16 protein-coding genes are annotated in these 17,712 nt (G+C 56.5%); 6 read left to right on the forward strand and 10 right to left on the reverse strand.

Translation table 11 applies throughout. The features are described 5' to 3' along the window. The first annotated feature begins 2 nt into the window (after positions 1-2). Entirely contained in the window at positions 3-797 is a 795-nt protein-coding gene (locus QEN58_RS00515; protein WP_280105312.1) for a ribonucleoside-diphosphate reductase, read from the forward strand. Positions 798-851: 54 nt separating this feature from the next. Here the strand turns inward: QEN58_RS00515 and QEN58_RS00520 are convergent, their stop codons facing one another. Beyond that, positions 852-1,595, reverse strand: coding sequence for a Crp/Fnr family transcriptional regulator (locus tag QEN58_RS00520; RefSeq protein WP_280105313.1), 744 nt, complete (start codon positions 1,593-1,595; stop codon positions 852-854). Positions 1,596-1,755: 160 nt separating this feature from the next. Further along, positions 1,756-4,602, reverse strand: a complete 2,847-nt coding sequence (gene uvrA / locus QEN58_RS00525; protein ID WP_280106877.1) for an excinuclease ABC subunit UvrA — start codon at positions 4,600-4,602, stop codon at positions 1,756-1,758. Positions 4,603-4,785: 183 nt separating this feature from the next. Between uvrA and QEN58_RS00530 the strand changes: the two genes are divergently transcribed. The 4 genes from QEN58_RS00530 (at position 4,786) to QEN58_RS00545 (ending at position 8,559) form a co-directional block, all read left to right on the forward strand. Next, positions 4,786-6,165, forward strand: coding sequence for an MFS transporter (locus QEN58_RS00530; RefSeq protein ID WP_280105314.1), 1,380 nt, complete (start codon positions 4,786-4,788; stop codon positions 6,163-6,165). A 72-nt stretch (positions 6,166-6,237) separates the two neighbouring features. Continuing rightward, positions 6,238-6,885 (forward strand): single-stranded DNA-binding protein, encoded by a 648-nt coding sequence (locus QEN58_RS00535; protein WP_280105315.1) that lies wholly within the window; start codon positions 6,238-6,240, stop codon positions 6,883-6,885. 52 nt (positions 6,886-6,937) lie between these two features. Next, positions 6,938-7,828: a sugar nucleotide-binding protein gene (locus QEN58_RS00540; RefSeq protein ID WP_280105316.1), complete on the forward strand. Its 891-nt coding sequence runs from the start codon at positions 6,938-6,940 to the stop codon at positions 7,826-7,828. Beyond that, a complete protein-coding gene (locus QEN58_RS00545) occupies positions 7,825-8,559 on the forward strand; it encodes a lysophospholipid acyltransferase family protein (protein ID WP_280105317.1) in 735 nt (244 codons plus the stop codon). Before QEN58_RS00540 ends, QEN58_RS00545 begins: the two co-directional genes overlap by 4 nt. A 105-nt stretch (positions 8,560-8,664) precedes the next feature. On the opposite strand, the gene fabB is transcribed toward QEN58_RS00545, so the two are convergent. Both fabB and fabA read right to left on the reverse strand, forming a co-directional pair. Next, complete coding sequence (gene fabB, locus QEN58_RS00550; RefSeq protein WP_280105318.1) at positions 8,665-9,882, reverse strand: beta-ketoacyl-ACP synthase I; 1,218 nt, start codon at positions 9,880-9,882, stop codon at positions 8,665-8,667. Between the two features lie 13 nt (positions 9,883-9,895). Continuing rightward, on the reverse strand, positions 9,896-10,411 hold the full coding sequence (gene fabA, locus QEN58_RS00555; RefSeq protein WP_022520895.1) for a 3-hydroxyacyl-[acyl-carrier-protein] dehydratase FabA: 516 nt from the start codon (positions 10,409-10,411) through the stop codon (positions 9,896-9,898). Positions 10,412-10,688: 277 nt separating this feature from the next. On the opposite strand from fabA, the gene QEN58_RS00560 reads away from it, so the two are divergent. Continuing rightward, complete coding sequence (locus QEN58_RS00560; protein WP_280105319.1) at positions 10,689-12,530, forward strand: putative bifunctional diguanylate cyclase/phosphodiesterase; 1,842 nt, start codon at positions 10,689-10,691, stop codon at positions 12,528-12,530. On the opposite strand, the gene QEN58_RS00565 is transcribed toward QEN58_RS00560, so the two are convergent. The 6 genes from QEN58_RS00565 to QEN58_RS00590 are packed head-to-tail and all read right to left on the reverse strand — an operon-like array spanning position 12,508 to position 17,697. Beyond that, positions 12,508-13,017 carry a DUF2878 domain-containing protein gene (locus QEN58_RS00565; RefSeq protein WP_280105320.1) on the reverse strand — a complete coding sequence of 170 codons (510 nt, stop codon included), beginning with the start codon at positions 13,015-13,017 and terminating at the stop codon, positions 12,508-12,510. The two genes, QEN58_RS00560 and QEN58_RS00565, sit on opposite strands and share 23 nt — an antisense overlap. Further along, entirely contained in the window at positions 13,018-14,286 is a 1,269-nt protein-coding gene (locus QEN58_RS00570; RefSeq protein WP_280105321.1) for a class I SAM-dependent methyltransferase, read from the reverse strand. It lies immediately after the preceding gene. Beyond that, positions 14,283-15,080 carry a DUF1365 domain-containing protein gene (locus tag QEN58_RS00575; RefSeq protein WP_425270297.1) on the reverse strand — a complete coding sequence of 266 codons (798 nt, stop codon included), beginning with the start codon at positions 15,078-15,080 and terminating at the stop codon, positions 14,283-14,285. The genes QEN58_RS00570 and QEN58_RS00575 overlap by 4 nt, the downstream gene beginning before the upstream one ends. Beyond that, on the reverse strand, positions 15,080-16,447 hold the full coding sequence (locus tag QEN58_RS00580) for an NAD(P)/FAD-dependent oxidoreductase (RefSeq protein WP_280105322.1): 1,368 nt from the start codon (positions 16,445-16,447) through the stop codon (positions 15,080-15,082). Before QEN58_RS00580 ends, QEN58_RS00575 begins: the two co-directional genes overlap by 1 nt. Further along, complete coding sequence (locus QEN58_RS00585) at positions 16,444-17,229, reverse strand: SDR family NAD(P)-dependent oxidoreductase (protein ID WP_280105323.1); 786 nt, start codon at positions 17,227-17,229, stop codon at positions 16,444-16,446. The genes QEN58_RS00580 and QEN58_RS00585 overlap by 4 nt, the downstream gene beginning before the upstream one ends. 36 nt (positions 17,230-17,265) lie before the next feature. Beyond that, complete coding sequence (locus QEN58_RS00590) at positions 17,266-17,697, reverse strand: nuclear transport factor 2 family protein (protein ID WP_280105324.1); 432 nt, start codon at positions 17,695-17,697, stop codon at positions 17,266-17,268. Positions 17,698-17,712: the final 15 nt, after the last annotated feature.

Consider the following 17,712-nt stretch of genomic DNA (forward strand, 5'->3'; position numbering starts at 1 on the left):
CCATGGCTGTAGAAATTACCTCAAAAATCGTTGGTTACCGTATCAAGCAGCAGGAACAGGCCGCGCCCGTTCCCGAGCTTCAGGATGAAAACCCGCTGACGGTGCGTATTCCTTCACGTCCGGAAGGCACCCTGGAAGCGGTATCTGAAAAGATCTCTTACGTAGGCGCGGAAGGCCGCAAGAAAGTATACCTGCTGGTGTCGTTTATGCCGGTGGAGGGCGTGATTGGCGGTAAGCGGGTGGTGATTGAGCGCCCGGTGGAGTTCTTTTTTCCATCAGGGCAGCTCTCCAGCGAGCACCAGTGGATTACCGCCACCATGCGTAGTCTCTCGCTGGCGGCTCGGGGCGGTTACGTCACCCAGGCGGTGGCGGATCTACGCAAAGTAGCCTGGGATAAAGGGCTGGTTCGCTGTGGCATGAACCGCTGGAACAAGCCAATGTTCCACGATTCGGAAGTCGCGGCGATTGCCTGGTCTATTCAGCAAATTCTTTACCGCCGCGGCTTTTTGGATCGGGATGGTAACCAGGTGCCGGTTGAGCAGTTGGTCGAACGTTATGCCCACCGTATGACTCACGGCCATGCTTGGCAGCCCAGTGCTGAAGAAGAGGCGAATGATGTTCCCATTGAAACCGGCGCGGTAGAGCCTATTGGGGGTGATAAGGCAACGCCGGGAAAAAAGCCTGAGGGCAGTGGCCCAGCTACGGTGGGTAACTGCCCCGAGTGCCGCGGCGAACTGATCATGATGGATGGCTGCCCCACCTGCTATGCAGGCTGCGGCTGGTCAAAGTGCGGTTAGTCTTAGCTTAGACTCTTGGTTTAAAAAAACCGCGTGCTAACAGCACGCGGTTTTTTATGCCGTTTCGCATAACAGGGGGCGGACGTTGTCGGTAAGGTAGCAGTCGTCAAACTGTCCTTCGTTACTGAGGGCTTTTAAGTCAGGTATCGTCAGGCGGTGGCGATCACGAAACACCAAACCATCTTCGCTAAGTGCGGTAAAGGTACGGCTAACATGTACCGGGCTTAGCCCTAACACATCGGCCAGCTGCTCCTGGGAGAGAGGCAGGCGGAACTGGTTGCTAATGTCCGGGTTGGTTTGGCGCAGCCTTAGGTACATTTCATAAAGAAAATGCGCCATTTTTTGACGGGCGCTGCGTCTAGCCAAGGTGACCAGCCGCTCGGTCATTAGCGCCTGTTGGCGGCTACCGATGGCAAACATGACCGATGTCAGCGATAGCGATTGGCGGAATATTTCCAGCATACGCTTGTGCGGGAAATGGCAAATCACTCCGTCATCAATCATGCGCACATTCTCAAGACGCTCGGAGAATGCAAACTCGCGCAGTCCAATAATGTCCCCGGGTAAAAACACTTCCAGAATCTGGCGATCACCGTTTTCCAGATGGCGGTAGGAGTAGGCCCAGCCGCTTTTTAGGGTGCAGAACTCATTGGCCGGGTCGCCCATCTCCCAGAGTAGCGTGCCCGACTTAATATCGGTCGGACTCTCCTCCAGCGTCATGAGCAATCTCTTCTCATCATCGCTTAATGAACAGTAGTGATTGAAGTGCTTAATAATACAACTTTTTTCTTGACCCACGACTTATCCCTCCAGCAGAGGATTGCATAATACTGCTAACTATAATCTGCTCGCCACTATAAACAATGTGGCTACCTACTGCGTTGCCCAAAGGTACCAACTAGCATGGCCATTTAGTCTGAGGGTGGGCGTCTGCCCACCCCGCCTTCAAAAACGAATGCTAGCGCTTCGTTGCGCGTTTTCCCCGTGCCAGCAGTGGCGCTAAGAACCGGCCGGTATGCGAGACTTCCTGCTTGGCGATCTGTTCAGGCGTGCCTTCGGCGATGATCTGACCGCCACCAGAGCCCCCTTCAGGGCCAAGATCAACAATCCAGTCGGCGGTTTTGATCACATCCAGGTTGTGCTCGATCACCACGATGGTATTGCCGTGATCGCGCAGACGGTGGAGTACTGTCAGCAGCTGACGAATATCCTCAAAGTGCAGCCCGGTGGTCGGCTCATCCAAAATATACAGCGTTTTACCGGTATCGCGCTTGGCGAGTTCGCGGGCGAGTTTAACCCGCTGTGCTTCGCCGCCCGAAAGCGTGGTGGCGCTCTGTCCCAAGCGGATATAGGAGAGTCCTACATCGAGCAACGTTTGCAGGCGACGGGCAATCGCCGGGACTGGGCTGAAGAATTCCAGCGCGTCTTCCACGGTCATGGCCAGCACTTCGTGGATCGTTTTACCCTTGTAGTGGATATCCAGGGTTTCGCGGTTGTAGCGCTTGCCCTTACACACGTCGCAGGGCACGTAGATATCCGGTAGGAAGTGCATCTCTACCTTGATCATCCCTTCGCCCTGGCACGCCTCGCAGCGCCCGCCTTTAACGTTAAAGCTGAATCTGCCGGGCTTATAGCCCCGGGAACGCGCTTCTTGGGTCCCCGCAAACAGCTCGCGAATCGGTGTAAAAATACCCGTATAGGTGGCCGGATTGGAGCGCGGTGTGCGGCCAATCGGGCTCTGATCGATATCGATAACTTTATCGAGCTGGTCGAGCCCTTCGATCTTCTCATAGGGCGCGGCGGTCAGCGTGGTGGCGCGGTTTAATTCGCGAGCGGCAATGGGCATCAAGGTGCCGTTGATCAGTGTCGATTTACCCGAGCCGGAAACGCCGGTGATGGCGATAAACAGCCCCAGCGGCAGGCTCAGCGTGACGTTCTGAAGGTTGTTGCCGGTGGCGCCGCGCACGATCAACTGCTTTTCCGGATTGCCGGGGATGCGGTAGGGCGGTACGGCGATTTCCCGGGTACCGGATAAATATTGCCCTGTCAGCGAGTTGGGATTGTCCATCACGTCTTGTGGGGTGCCCTGGGCAACGATTTCACCGCCGTGGACGCCAGCGCCCGGGCCGATATCCAGCACGTGATCAGCGGCGCGAATGGCGTCTTCGTCATGCTCGACCACAATCACGGTATTGCCCAAATCGCGCAGCCGCTCAAGGGTTTTTAGCAACCGGTCGTTGTCGCGCTGGTGCAAGCCAATCGACGGCTCATCGAGAATATACATCACCCCGACCAAGCCCGCGCCAATTTGGCTGGCTAAGCGGATACGCTGGGCTTCACCGCCGGAAAGGGTATCGGCGCTGCGCTCCAGGTTGAGATAGTCCAGCCCCACATTGACCAAAAACTCTAATCGAGCGTGGATCTCATGGACGATTTTATCGGCGATCTCACCTTTGCGTCCCGGCAGGCTTAGGTCGGCAAAGTAGCGCCACGCTTCGCCAATCGGAAAGCGCACAATCTCGGCGATGTTGTGATCATCCACGTAAACATGGCGTGACTCTTTACGCAGTCGCGAGCCACTACAGGTCGCACAAGGCTGCACGGCAATATATTTGACCAGGTCATCGCGCACCATGTTGGATTCGGTTTCCCGATAGCGGCGCTGCATATTGGGCAACACGCCTTCGAAAGCATGTTCGCGGGTGACTTTACGACCGCGATCGCCCACATAGGCAAACGGAATCTGCTCGTCGCCGCTGCCGTTGAGGATAACCTCCTGATCGCGGTGGGCGAGCTCTTGCCAGGGGGTTTCCAGCTCAAAGCCATAGTGTTTGGCCAGCGCCTGGAGCTGGGTAAAGTAGTAAATATTGCGCCGATCCCAGCCTTTTATGACGCCTTCGGCAAGCGACAGCTCCGGGTGGCTGATCAGCTTGTCCGGATCGAAGTACTGCTGTACACCGAGCCCGTCGCAGGTGGGGCAGGCACCCGCCGGGTTGTTGAACGAAAACATGCGCGGCTCAAGTTCCGCCAGCGAGTAGCCGCACACCGGGCAGGCAAAGCGCGACGAAAAGGCAATGTCTTCGCGCTCACCGTCCATAAAGTGAATCATGGCGGTGCCGTCGGCGAGATTCAGCGCGGTTTCAAAGGACTCCGCCAAGCGTTGGGCAAGGTCGTCGCGCACTTTGAAGCGGTCAACGACGACGCTGATATCGTGTTTTTTGCGCTTATCCAGCGGTGCGATGTCGTCCAGTTCCAGCACTTGACCATCGACCAGGGCGCGCACAAAGCCCTGGGCGCGCAGCTCGGCTAATAGCTGTAAATGTTCGCCTTTGCGGCCTTTGACCACCGGCGCCAACAGCATCAGCTTGGTGCCTTCGGCGAGATTCATGACCTGATCGACCATCTGCGAAATGGTCTGGGCTTCCAAGTCCTCGCCATGTTCGGGACAGCGGGGCGTCCCGGCACGGGCAAACAGCAGGCGCAGGTAGTCGTAAATTTCGGTGATGGTGCCCACGGTCGAGCGCGGGTTGTGGGAGGTGGACTTCTGCTCAATGGAGATCGCAGGTGACAGCCCTTCGATGTGATCCACATCGGGCTTTTCCATCATCGACAGGAACTGGCGCGCATAGGTGGAGAGCGATTCCACGTAGCGGCGCTGCCCCTCGGCGTAAAGGGTATCGAACGCTAACGATGATTTACCCGAGCCGGAGAGGCCGGTTATCACAATCAGCTTGTTACGGGGCAGCTCCACATCGATCTGCTTGAGGTTGTGGGTGCGGGCACCCCTGACCAGAATGCTGTCCATCAACACCTCGAATCGCGCGGCAAAAGCGCGATTATACGTTTGTCGGCACCCTCCCGGCAAAACAGCTTTCATAACCTGCGGCAACTCGCGACGTTTCCAGCGCCAGCCCAAACCGCTAGAATAGCGGATTGTCACAATTCACACTGACTCACCACATGCTTAACCACCATATAAAAGGGCATTATGCGCAAGGTTTCCGCACTATTGCTGGCCTCTGAACGACGTGCGATCAGTGGTTTGGCCGGGCTTTATGCATCGCGCATGCTGGGTCTGTTTATGGTGCTGCCGGTGTTGGCACTGTATGCCGACACTCTTGAGGGTTCGACCCCGCTGCTAGTGGGCGTGGCGCTGGGTGTTTATGGGTTAACCCAGGCAACGCTGCAAATCCCGTTTGGTTTACTCTCTGACCGCATTGGTCGTAAGCGGGTGATTGCCATAGGGCTGGTAATTTTTGCATTCGGTAGCGTGATCGCGGCGCTCTCCGATAGCATTGCCGGCGTTATCGCTGGGCGAGCGCTGCAGGGCTGTGGCGCCGTAGCCGCGGCTATTATGGCACTGCTGGCGGATCAAACCCGTGAGGAGGTGCGCACCGCCGCCATGGCGACCATTGGGCTGTCTATTGGCGTGTCGTTTGCGATTGCCATGGTGCTGGGGCCGTGGCTTGCCGCCTGGGCGGGACTGGCCGGGGTGTTCTGGTTTACTGCACTGCTAACGCTGGTGGGGCTGCTAGTACTGTGGCGCTGGGTGCCTTCAGCGCCGCGCCGAAGGCGTCACCGTGACGTGGGCATGGACCGCCAGCAGTTTAAGAGCGTGATAACCCGCCCTGATTTATGGCGGTTGGATGTGTCGATTTTTGCCCTGCACTTAGTGCTGATGGCGATATTTGTGGCGGTACCTTTTCGCCTGCTGAACGCCGGTGTGGCGATTGAGTATCATGGGCTGGCGTATCTTGGCATTATGGCGCTATCGTTTGTTGCTATGGTGCCGCTGATTATTGTGGCTGAGAAGCAGCAGCGCATGCGCTTGATGTGTTTGGCAGCGATCGGCGCTATTGTGCTGAGTTTGGCGGGGCTGGGGTTGCCACTCTTGCCAAGCTACTGGCTGTTTGTATGGCTGTTTGTGTTCTTCACCGGCTTTAATCTGCTAGAAGCGACGCTACCTTCCATGCTCAGTAAACTTGCCCCGGCGGGCGCCAAAGGAACTGCGATGGGGGTGTACTCCACCAGCCAATTTTTAGGCGCTTTTTTAGGCGGTACGCTAGGTGGCTTGCTGGCTCACTATGGCGGTCTCAATGCGGTCTTCATTGGCTGTGCTGGTCTGGCGCTATGCTGGTGGATCGCTATGTGGTGGATGCCCGCACCTCCACCACTCTCCAGCGAAGTGGTGGCGCTACACGAGACCCAGGCCGATGCGCTCGACCTGTTGATGGAGCACTTAGCCGATGTGGTCGGCGTGGAAGATGTCATGGTGGTGCCGGAAGAGCGTTTGGTCTATTTAAAGGTGAACCGACAGCAGCTTGATCAGGCAGCGTTGAACAAGCTAATGGCACCCCCAAAATCATAATCCAGCCGTGCCAATGAAGTGTGGCGGCGGTTGGCAATAAACTCTACATGACAGCTATTAAAGGAGCGCCTTATGGCTCGCGGCATTAACAAGGTCATTCTGATTGGCAACCTCGGGCAGGATCCAGAGGTGCGTTTCACCCCCAGCGGCACCGCCGTGGCCAATTTAAATCTGGCCACCACCGATACCTGGATGGATCGTCAGAGCGGCCAGCGCCAAGAGCGCACCGAATGGCACCGTGTGGTGATGTTCAATAAAACCGCCGAAATCGCCCAGCAGTACCTGAAAAAAGGCTCCAAAGTCTATATTGAAGGGCGCCTGCAAACCCGCAAATGGCAGGATCAAAACGGGCAGGATCGCTACTCGACGGAAATCGTCGCCAACGATATGCAGATGCTTGACGGTCGTAGTGGTGACTTCCAAGGCGGCGGCGCTCCGCAAAATAACTATTCCCAGGACGCTCCTCAGAACGCCCCCCAGAATGCACCCGTTCAAAATAATCCTGCCGCTAATAACCACAGCGGCTATCCTCCTCAGGGTGGCGCGCCCCAAGGTGGCAACAACTACACCGGTGGGCAGAGCCCGCAGCAGCCTCCTCGCCCCGCGCAGCCAGCGCCGCAGCAGGGCAACCAAGCTCCCCCGCCCAACCAGCAGAACAGTAGCTACGGCGCCCCGGATCCGGGTAACTTCGACGATTTCGACGATGAGATCCCATTCTGAGCGTGCTATTCGTTGCGCAGCGTGGAAGTAAGCGTGATAAGGGAGGGGTGTCTTGAAGCTGTTAATTCTGGATGCCGGACACTGCCTAAGCTTGGCACTGGCCCGGGAAGCAAGCCGTCGTGCCGATACAGAGTTGGTCATCGAGCAAGGAACGACCATCACACCGTCGCGCCTTGAGGCGATAGCCCCTGACGCCGTGATTATTCCACCGTTGGCCCACCCACTGAACATGGCGCCAGCGGACGTAACGGCTCATGCCGATGCGGTAGATATCTGTTTGGATGCCTGTCAGTCGCAAGACGTGGCGTTGGTATGGTGTGTCTCCGATCAGCTTTACGAAGACGGTTTTGAAATTCCCATCGACGAGCATGTGGTGCCTGCGCCGCGGGATGACAGCTTGCGGCGCCTGGTGCAGACCGGCAACCGCATTCGTGCGGAGTTTCAGCGTCATTTGATTGTGCGTTTAGGCCCGCTGTTTGCGCTGGAAGGCAGCCATGCGTGGCTAAATGACATCATCGGTCACTTGGTGCACGGTAAGGCGGTGCGCGCTGCGGAGGATGTGATTTTTTGCCCGACCTCCGCGGATGCCGTCGCCATGGCGCTGATTGGCATGCTACAGCAGCAGGTCAGCGGTGCTGAGGCCTGGGGGTCTTATCATCTGGCTGGCACCGAACCGGTCAGCGCCTTTACCTTTACTTCCATGGTGCGCACCCAGCTGTTAACGCACCTTGAGGGGCGCGGCGAGCAGATTACTCTGGGAGAGGTTCAGCCGCTTAAACACCATCATGATGCTAAGCTGCGGCGCGTTTTGAACTGCCGACGTGTGCTGGACGTGTTTGGCGTCCATCAGAAACCGTGGCGGTTGGAGGCTGGCCGTATGTTAGATGCGTGGTGTTTAACCCGTGAAAGTAACCGTGTCAGCGATACAGGAGCGTCGGCTTGATAAATGTGGTTCGCAGCTTGGTTTTTTATGCCGGCTATTTTTTTGCCATGCTAATGATCGGCATTCTGTTCCTGCCCATTGCGCCGTTTCTTCCGCTGTCTGGCCGCTACCGCTTACTCAATTTGTATAACTACTTTTTGATGGTGTGGTTTCGTATTGCCTGTGGAGTGCGCTACGACATCCAAGGGCGGGAAAATCTGCCAAGTGGCCCCTGTGTGATTCAAGCCAACCACCAGTGTGAGTGGGAAACCGTGTTTCTGCAGGTCATGAAACCACCGGTATGTACCGTTTTGAAGCGCGAGCTACTGCGCTTGCCGATCTTTGGCTGGGGTTTGCGTCTGCTTCGCCCAATCAGCCTAGATCGCTCCAAACCGGCGCGAGCGATGAAGCAAGTGCTTACACAGGGCGTCGAGCGTTTGGGGACAGGGCTTTCGGTGCTGATTTTTCCAGAAGGGACGCGGGTAGATCCCGGCGTCCGTAAACGCTATAACAAAAGCGGCAGCGTGGTGGCGTGTCGTGCGGGGGTGCCGGTTCTGCCAGTGGCCCACAACGCCGGCGAGCGCTGGCCAGGGCGCCACTGGGTCAAACGGCCAGGCGTACTGCGTGTGCGTATTGGTAAGCCGATTGAGACGGACGGGCGCATGCCTGATGAAGTGCTTGCAGACGTCGAGGCGTGGATCGAAGCGCAGCTACAAGAAATATCTGATGTCCCGCGGCCTACCTCTCGGTAACCGCCTTATGTTTATCCGCCAGGGTTTGTAATTAAAAACGCTTGTAAATGAAAACGGCGCCCATTGGGCGCCGTTTTTATGCTCATCATACGAGTAGTCGTAGCGTTAGTCGTTAAGACGTTGGAAGACTAAGCACGCATTAGTGCCGCCAAAGCCGAAGCTGTTAGATAAGGCACGATCGATCGTCACGCCATCGCGGCGTTCGGTGACAATATCAAAGCCATCGGCCTGCTCATCCAAATCGGTGATATTCGCCGAGGCGGCAACAAAGTTGTTTTGCATCATCAGCAGCGAATAGATCGCTTCCTGCACACCGGTAGCCCCGAGGGAGTGGCCGGTGAGCGATTTGGTCGAGCTCATCGCAGGCGTTGTATTGCCAAACACTTCACGTATTGCTTTGAGCTCGGCAACATCGCCCACGGGCGTCGAGGTGCCGTGGGTGTTGATGTAGTCGATAGCGCCATCGACTGTTGCCATCGCCTGGCGCATGCACCTCATAGCACCTTCACCTGAAGGGGCAACCATATCATGGCCGTCAGAGGTAGCGCCGTAGCCCACCAGTTCGCCATAGATCTTGGCACCGCGGGCTTTGGCGTGCTCAAGCTCTTCTAACACCAGCATGCCACCGCCTCCGGCGATAACAAAGCCATCGCGCGCTTGGTCGTAAGGGCGCGAAGCCTGCTCAGGGGTGTCGTTGTAGTGGGTCGAGAGCGCACCCATGGCATCAAACAGGCAAGAGAGAGTCCAGTGCTCTTCTTCGCCGCCACCGGCAAACACCACATCCTGCTTGTTTAGCTGAATTTGCTCCATCGCGCTGCCAATACAGTGTGCTGAGGTCGCACAGGCAGAAGAGATAGAGTAATTGATGCCTTTGATTTTAAAAGGCGTTGCCAAGCACGCTGAAACGGTGCTGCCCATTGTCCGGGTGACGCGATAAGGGCCAACGCGGCGTAGCCCTTTTTCACGCAATATGTCGGCTGCTTCAACCTGGTTAGCGCTTGAAGCACCGCCGGAGCCGGCAATAAGCCCTGTGCGCTCGTTGGAGACCTGCTCTTCGCTCAGCCCTGCATCTTCGATGGCCTGAGCCATAGAAACATACGCATAGGCCGCAGCATCGCCCATAAAGCGGCGCAGTTTGCGGTCAATAAGAGCGTCAAGATCAATATCGACACTACCCGCGACATGGCTACGGAAGCCTCGTTCGGCATACTCTTCTTTAAAACGAATACCACTACGCCCAGTTTTGAGCGCGTCCAGGACCTGTCGTTGGTCGTTACCAAGGCACGATACGATGCCAAGGCCGGTGACTACCACTCGTCGCATGGGAGCCTCCTGTTCAGAAATTCGCAGTGGAGGTAAATAGGCCAACGCGCAGATCATTAGCCTGATAGATGTCGCGTCCGTCAACGGTGACTGTACCGTCGGCGATACCCAAGATAAGACGTCGGGTAATAATACGCTTAATATTAATGCTATAGGTCACTTTTTGTGCATCAGGCAGAATCTGTCCGCTGAATTTAACTTCGCCGCAGCCAAGCGCACGTCCGCGTCCTGGGTGGCCTAGCCAGCCCAAATAAAACCCAACGAGCTGCCACATAGCGTCTAATCCTAAACAGCCAGGCATGACGGGGTCGCCGGGAAAGTGGCAATCAAAGAACCACAAGTCAGGCGTGATATCCAGCTCGGCGATCAGTTCGCCCTTGCCGTGCTCACCGCCTTCTTCGTGAATGTGCTTGATGCGATCAAGCATCAGCATGTTAGGAGCCGGGAGCTGTGCATTGCCGGGGCCGAATAGCTCGCCGCGGGAGCAGGCCAGCAGTTCTTCGCGATCAAAGGAATGTTGCTTGGTCACTGAATCGTTCCGAATATCAAATTGGTTGTAGGGCTAGTCTACTTCCCGAAACCGCTGAATGCACGTAACTGGCTATTTATCGCCAATAACTTGAGATTTTCGCGGATTGGCCGATAGCACTCTCGTGGGCAGCTTGGATAAACAGCTGCCGATTGTGCACAATAAATGTGCCATTGTCGTAATATAGAGCATTCAAGTTTCTTAGGCGGCAGGGTCAGCATGGCACCTAACGCTAATTTTTATTTAGGTTAATTTGTATAGGGTATAGCGAATCGCCATGTGGCTTCCTGTTTCTCTCAATCGTCCGTTAGTTTGGGTCGCACTGACGGCGCTTCCCGCTTGCGTTTGGATACCCGATACGATGCTGCGCTTGGTGGCTGCAATGTTAGTCGCGCTTGGGCTATGGGACGCCTGGAAACAAGTGCGTCAACAGCGCTTGCGCCTGCGGCTGTCGCAAGATACGTTAAGCCTCGCCAGTGATGCCATGGTGATTACCGATTCGCAAAATCACGTTATGGTGGTTAATCCAGCATTTACCGAAATTACCGGCTACGACAGCCATGAGATCCAAGGGCTGAAGCTGGAGACGCTGGCAGCACCACGCCATGACAAGGCCTTCTATCAAACGTTTTGGAGCACGCTGAAAAGTACCGGCCGTTGGGAAGGTGAAATGTGGAGCCGGCGTAAACACGGCGACGAATACCCCGAGTGGCTAAAAGTCCGTGCCATCACCGACAAGCGCGGTAACATTACCCATTTTATTAATCTGTTTACCGATATTTCGGCACAAAAAGCCCGCGAGCGCGATTTACGCCGTATCGGCTATGAAGACCCGCTTACCGGGCTGCCCAACCGTCGCCGTCTCCACGACCTGCTTGCCTCTCGCCTGCGCCACTTACGCGCAGGCGAGAGTCTGGATATGGCGCTGGTGGATATCGATGGGTTGAAATCAGTCAATGATAGCTTGGGGGTTGAGCAGGGTGATCGCCTGTTAGCGCGCTTTGCCCAGCGACTAACAGGCTATGTGGCCGGGAGCGTGGTAGGGCGCTTGGGTGGCGATGAGTTTATGGTGATCCGCACCACCACCTTCGACGATCATGACCAGTGGATAGCCACCCTGCGCGAGCATATGAGTCGGCCCTTTGAAATCAACGACCACTCGCTGCGCTTAGGATTGACGATTGGTAGCTGTCGGGTGCCTGAAGATGGTAACGACTCGGGTGTCGTCTTTCAGCGCTTAGAATCGGCGCTTTACAGCGCCAAGCGACTGGGGCGTAACTTAAGCCAGCGCTTTCGCCCGGCGCTGGATAAGCAGGATAATCCTCAGCTGGCGCTGGTCAGTGATCTACGCGCTGCGCTTATTTCCGGTGACCAGTTGGAACTGCATTATCAGACCCAGCATGATCCTGCCAGCAGCGAGCTGGTGGGGATGGAGGCGTTACTGCGTTGGCGCCACCCCAGGGACGGCATGATTTCCCCGGGCGACTTTATTCCGTTGGCCGAGCGGCACGGTTTAATGAGCCAACTGGGCGCCTGGGTGATCGAAAAAGCCTGTGCCCAGCAGGCCCACTGGCGTAACAGCGCTATGCCCAAGCTGACGATTTGGGTCAATATCTCGGCGCTGCAGCTTTTTCAAGGCGATCTGGAGAGCCAACTGACGACCTGTCTGAAGCGTTATCAGTTGAAGCCTTCGCAAATTGGTTTGGAACTGACGGAGTCGGTGCTACTCGATGAGCGTGCGGGGGATATGGGGCCACGCCTTCAGGCGCTGCGTGACCAAGGCTTTGCGATTGCCATCGATGACTTTGGTACGGGCTATTCATCGCTTGGCTATTTGAAGCGCTTGCCGGTGGACAAAATTAAACTCGATCGGGCCTTTATTAAAGAGCTGCCACACGATCAGGCAGACGCCTCGATCGTTAAGGCGGTCTTAGCGATGGCGGAAGGCATGGGGCTAGGGGTAATTGCAGAAGGTGTGGAGACCAAAGAGCAGTGTCAGTTCTTGGTTAATGCAGGGTGCACATCCGTACAAGGGTTCTACTTTGCTCGGCCGCTATCCGCTGCTGAGTTGGAAAAACGCCTGGTGCACGAACCAATCACTCTCCCCACTGCCTCATAGGCTTGAAATAGCTAATACCCACACAAAGTATCGCCCAAATGAGCGCCTGAACGGGGAGTAACCAAGCCGCCAGCGTTACCTCTGCCAGCAGTGCGCCGCCATAATAAGAGAGTGGGCCGCTAATGGCGCCACACAGCGCGGCTAGCAGTGGATAGCGCCACAGCCATGCAAGAGAGTGATAGACCAGAGTGGCAAACAGCGGCCAAAGCATCCACAGCCACAGCGGTAGAAGCCCTAGCACCATCCTTTGATCGTTAAAATCGAAGCCTCCCAGCCGTTGTAAACCGCCATCAATCACCAGTCCCAACAGCGCAAATCCGGTGATAAATCGCCACTCTCCGGGCCACGCGCAGCGCCATAAGTGCCAGGCCAACAGGCTACCGCCTGCTATGGCAGCAACCCAAGAGCCGCCAAGCACACACAGTAGCCAGCCAGCCTCAAAGCGTAGGGCATTCAACACCAGCGCCTGCCACTTGGGTGATGCCATTTAGAGCGCGCCGGTGAGCGGAATGGGTTTCGCCGCTGGCTTGGCCAGCAGTAGGTGGCAGGTGCCGATGGAGCGCTCGATAAAACCACCCTCGCAGTAGCACAGGTAGTAGCGCCACATGCGAATAAAGCGCTCGTCGTAGCCCAATGTTCTCACCTGCTCCAGGCTGGCTTCAAAGCGGTGGCGCCACTCGCGCAGGGTGCGCGCGTAATGAGGCCCAATTTCATCCAAAGCGACGATGTTCAGTGACGTTTTACGCATAACGCTGGTCAACATGGCGTGGTGCGAGGGCAAAAAGCCGCCAGGAAAAATGTAGCGCTTGATAAAATCCATATCGCGTTTAGCTTCTTCGAAACGCTGATCGCGAATAGTGATGGCTTGCAGCATGGCCTGCCCATCGTCGGTGAGCAGGCTATCCAGCTTGTTGAGGTAGGTATCAAGATACTGATGCCCCACCGCCTCAATCATCTCCACCGAAATGAGCCGGTCATAGTGCCCCGTCAATTGACGGTAATCCTGCTTAAGCAGGGTGATTTTGTCCTCCAGACCCTCTTCCCTGATGCGCTGAGCGGTATGGGCGTGCTGCTCATCCGAGATAGTCGTGGTGGTGACGCGGCAGCCGCGGGTTTTGGCGGCATGAATCGCTAATCCTCCCCAGCCGGTCCCGATCTCTAGCAGGTGATGCTGTGGCTGTACGTCGAGCTTTTCCAGCATCAAATCAAGCTTATAGGTAGAGGCCTCTTCCAAGCTGGCTTCCGGATAGGGGAAAACGGCGCTTGAATACATCCAGTGGTGGCGATCTAAAAACGTCGAAAAAAGATCGTTGCCGATATCGTAGTGGGCGGCAATATTACGTTTTGAGCCGCTTAAACTGTTGCGCTGAAAGCGGTAGGCGGCGCCCAGTAACCAACGAGCGAAGCGGGCGCTGCCGTTCTCCATTTTCGTATTCACCTGCTCAAGGTTAGCGGCGAACAGGCGCACCAGGGCGACCAGGTCGTCGGCGTCCCAATCGCCGTCCATGTACGATTCCGCAGCCCCCACGGTGCCGCCAAAGGCAAGGCGCTTCCAAGCGCGGGAGTGGCGAATCACCACGGTCACTTGCAGCGGGCCTTGTTGGCCTAAGTGATGACACTGATTGCCTTCAATCAGGGTGATACGGCCGCCGCGAAAGGCGTCCAGCTGGGCCATTAGGCGTGGCTTTAACCACTTGGTTAAGCGATCTTGCGCAATGGGCTGAATATTGGGAGGCGTGGAACGCAGGGTGGTCACTTTGAAGTCTCCTTGCGCTTGGGGTGGTTATAAACGGGGACGCGCTTAAGCCACAGGCGAAGCGCTTCAAAATGAATGCCCGCAATGGTTTTCAGGCTCATCCATGGCTGGCGCGCCAAGGTTTTTAGTAACGCGCCACGGGTGGCGGGTGAGGCGTCAAGGGTTAAGGTGGCATCAAAATGGCACTGCTGATCCTGCCAGTTCTCCATGTGCAGAAAGAGCTTTTCGCCGGGGGCGTTAAATTTCCAGCGGTAGCTCATTTCCATGGGGTTAAAGGGCGAGACGTGAAGGTCTTTATCGAAGTATGCTTGGTGACTGTGGCGTGTTGGGTCCACCGCGCTGGCGTAGCGGGTGCGCTCACGCCAGGGCATGTTGGTGACCTCACTTAATACGGCTGTCAGTCGCCCAAGATGGTCGTAGGCGTAGTAGACGGAAATAGGGTTAAACATGCAGCCCAGCGTGCGTAGCTGGGTGAGCACAAAGATACGGCCATTGGGTGCGCTGCCCAATTGACGAATAAGCTCTTCACGAACGGCGGTTTTTAGCGGGCGGTCAACCGGGCCCAGATAGTCTTCGCGGCGAAAGCGTGCCAAAGCAGGCCGCCGAGCGCTAAAGCCGGGCACCTTGTCGAATAGGTCGGGCAATTCGTCCAGATCCAGCCAAGCCATCCATAGCTGGTAACTAAAGGCGTGGGCTTTGGGCGTAAAACGCCGATGGCGTAGGGTGCCACGATAAATACGCGAGCGAGGCTGGGTGGTTATCCCAACCGTCATTTCAGTCAGCATGCTAGCCATCACCCCAGCCCCTCGACACCTTGCGGTGATAGCAATTCATGGGCAGGCAGCGCGGAAGGGTCTGCAGGTGGCGGGGCAGCTTCATCGCAGCCTAATGCCTGCGCCACCCGCAGCGCACTCCAAACGCCGTCTTCGTGGAAGCCGTTACGCCAATAGGCGCCGCAAAAGTGGGTGCGATGGGCCGTAGACGAAATGTCGGCGTGGCTCGCCTGAGCCGCCTGGCCTGCCAGGGTGAACTGGGGGTGTGCGTAAGTGTAGCGGCCCAGCACCTTTCTGGGATCAATGCTGGCGCTGTCGTTCAGGGTTACGCAAAACGTGGTGTCGCTCTCTATCCGTTGGAGAATATTCATAGCGTAAGTGACCGATACTCGTGCTTCGCTATCGCGCTGATCCAAGCGGTAATTCCAGCTCGCCCAGGCGCGCTTTCGGCGCGGCAGCAGGGCGGTGTCGGTATGCAGCACCACCTCGTTATCCTGGTACGGCATGGCGCTGAGAATCGCTTGCTCGTCGTTGCTGGCGTCGCCCAGCATGGCCAGTGCCTGGTCGGCGTGGCAGGCGAGCACGACTTGATCAAAACGCTGGGTGCCGGAGGACGTGGTAACACTGACGCCGGTGCTGTTGCGTGTAATCCGGGTGACCGGTGTATTAAGGTGAATGCGCGATGCATAGGGCGCCGTCAGACTGGGGATGTAGCTTTTCGAACCGCCTACTAGGGTGTGCCACTGGGGGCGGTGGTTGACCGATAGCAGGCCGTGATTGCGGAAGAAGCGCACAAAAAAAGCCAGCGGGAAGGCGCGTAAATCACTGATGCTGGCCGACCAGATGGCGGCCCCCATGGGCAGTAAGTAGCGCTGCTGAAAATCGCGGTTGTAGTGGTTGCGGTCCAGGTACTCACCCAGCGTCATATGTTCGGGGAGCTGTTGGCTCTCCAGCGCTTTGGTGGCCTGCTTGTTAAAGCGCAGAATGTCACCCAGCAGGCGGTAAAAAGAGGGGTTAAATAGATTGCGTCGTTGGGCAAACAACGAGCCTAAGGTATGCCCGTTGTACTCAAAATCCCGCGCTGTCTCATGTACCGAGAAGCTCATTTCGGTGGCTTGTGAAGCGACACCCAGGGTGGCCATCAGGCGCTGAAAATGCGGATAGGTCCAGTCGTTAAAAACAATAAAGCCGGTATCGATAGCGTACGATTGCCCCTCAACGTTCACATCCATGGTGGCGGTGTGCCCCCCCAGGCGTGAGTCCGCTTCAAACAGCGTGACCTCATGCTGGGCGGAGAGGTACCAGCCGGCTGCCATGCCGCTAATACCGCTGCCAACAATCGCAATACGTTGTGACGCTCCAGCGCTTTGTGGGGCCATGGCGCTCATGACGACTCCTTTTGGCTACGAGTCATGCGCAGGCCAATCTGACGGCGCAGAGCGGGGGGCAAAATGCCCAGTAATTTAACCAGATAGGTAAACCGACGTGGGAAATGAATATCCAGCCGCCCCTTTGCCAGCCCCGCGATAATGGCATCGGCGGCTTGCTCTGCCGTTACCTGCATCGGCATAGGGAAGTCGTTACGTTCGGTGAGCGGCGTTTTCACAAAGCCGGGATGGATCAGGCTGACCTCAATGCCCTCCCGATCAAGGTCTAAGCGCAGCGACTCCAAAAAGTAACTCACTGCGGCTTTAGACGCCCCATAGGCTTCCGCACGGGGTAGCGGTAAATAGGCCGAAGCGCTGGAGGTGGCGGCTAACCGAGCCGGGAGGCCCTCATTGCGCGCTGCGCGCAGCAGCGGCAGTGCCGCTTCGACGCCGTACAAAGTTCCGAATAGGTTAGGTTTGAAAACCCGCTCGACTAAATCCATATCAAACTGCTGAGCGTTAAGGTACTCGCAGGTGCCAGCGTTGAAGAGCGCCAAGTTTAATGCCCCGAGCTGGTCGTGTATGTCGTTAGCCGCCTTGAGCACTGCTTGCCGATCGCTGATATCCAGCGGCAGAGGGTGGGCATTGGGATGGCCATGACACAGCTCTTCGAGAGCTTCAGCGTTGCGTGCGCTAAGCACCACTTGGTGGCCTTGGGCGATGAGTTTACGCGCCAGTGCCTCGCCAATGCCGGAAGTAGCACCGGTTAACCAAATGCGTTGGGGCGTTTTCCATGTACTCATCAATCCTCCTAGTGCGCCCCGCCGATTCAATAAGGTTTAGGCAAGGCGTTTTTTTAACCAGCGAATGACGCTTCCCATCAACGGTAAGTGTTCGTAGAGCATGGCGCCCGCATCGAAGTAGTCACGGTGCTGCGAGACGCGACCATCATCGGCAAATATAAGTGCACTGCATCCCTCTACTTCTATCCTACGTCCGGAAGCTAGTTTTGGATGCACGAAAGACATGGTCCAGGTAACGAACGCTTGCTGCCCCTGTAACTGCCGAGCGTGATAATGGAACCGGCACTGCTCAACATTTTGATACATGGTTGAAAAATAGCGCTCTAACGCTTCGTGCCCTTCGATCTTATGCAGCGGATCGCTAAAAACAATATCATCAGTATATACCTCGTATAGTTTTTCTGTACAGGTATTGTCTAGTTTATTGAAAAAGGCGCAGAACGCCTCTAACGCCGCAGGCTCAGCCATGACGGTTTCCTTTAG

The organism is Halomonas alkaliantarctica (assembly GCF_029854215.1).
GTDB classification, from domain to species: domain Bacteria; phylum Pseudomonadota; class Gammaproteobacteria; order Pseudomonadales; family Halomonadaceae; genus Vreelandella; species Vreelandella alkaliantarctica_A.

Coding starts and splice junctions, on each gene's coding strand:
- QEN58_RS00515 (WP_280105312.1), top strand. CDS start 3: ATGGCTGTAGAAATTACCTCAAAAATCGTTGGTTACCGTATCAAGCAG.
- uvrA (WP_280106877.1), bottom strand. CDS start 4,602: ATGGACAGCATTCTGGTCAGGGGTGCCCGCACCCACAACCTCAAGCAG.
- QEN58_RS00530 (WP_280105314.1), top strand. CDS start 4,786: ATGCGCAAGGTTTCCGCACTATTGCTGGCCTCTGAACGACGTGCGATC.
- QEN58_RS00535 (WP_280105315.1), top strand. CDS start 6,238: ATGGCTCGCGGCATTAACAAGGTCATTCTGATTGGCAACCTCGGGCAG.
- fabB (WP_280105318.1), bottom strand. CDS start 9,882: ATGCGACGAGTGGTAGTCACCGGCCTTGGCATCGTATCGTGCCTTGGT.
- QEN58_RS00560 (WP_280105319.1), top strand. CDS start 10,689: ATGTGGCTTCCTGTTTCTCTCAATCGTCCGTTAGTTTGGGTCGCACTG.
- QEN58_RS00565 (WP_280105320.1), bottom strand. CDS start 13,017: ATGGCATCACCCAAGTGGCAGGCGCTGGTGTTGAATGCCCTACGCTTT.
- QEN58_RS00575 (WP_425270297.1), bottom strand. CDS start 15,080: ATGGCTAGCATGCTGACTGAAATGACGGTTGGGATAACCACCCAGCCT.
- QEN58_RS00580 (WP_280105322.1), bottom strand. CDS start 16,447: ATGAGCGCCATGGCCCCACAAAGCGCTGGAGCGTCACAACGTATTGCG.
- QEN58_RS00585 (WP_280105323.1), bottom strand. CDS start 17,229: ATGAGTACATGGAAAACGCCCCAACGCATTTGGTTAACCGGTGCTACT.
- QEN58_RS00590 (WP_280105324.1), bottom strand. CDS start 17,697: ATGGCTGAGCCTGCGGCGTTAGAGGCGTTCTGCGCCTTTTTCAATAAA.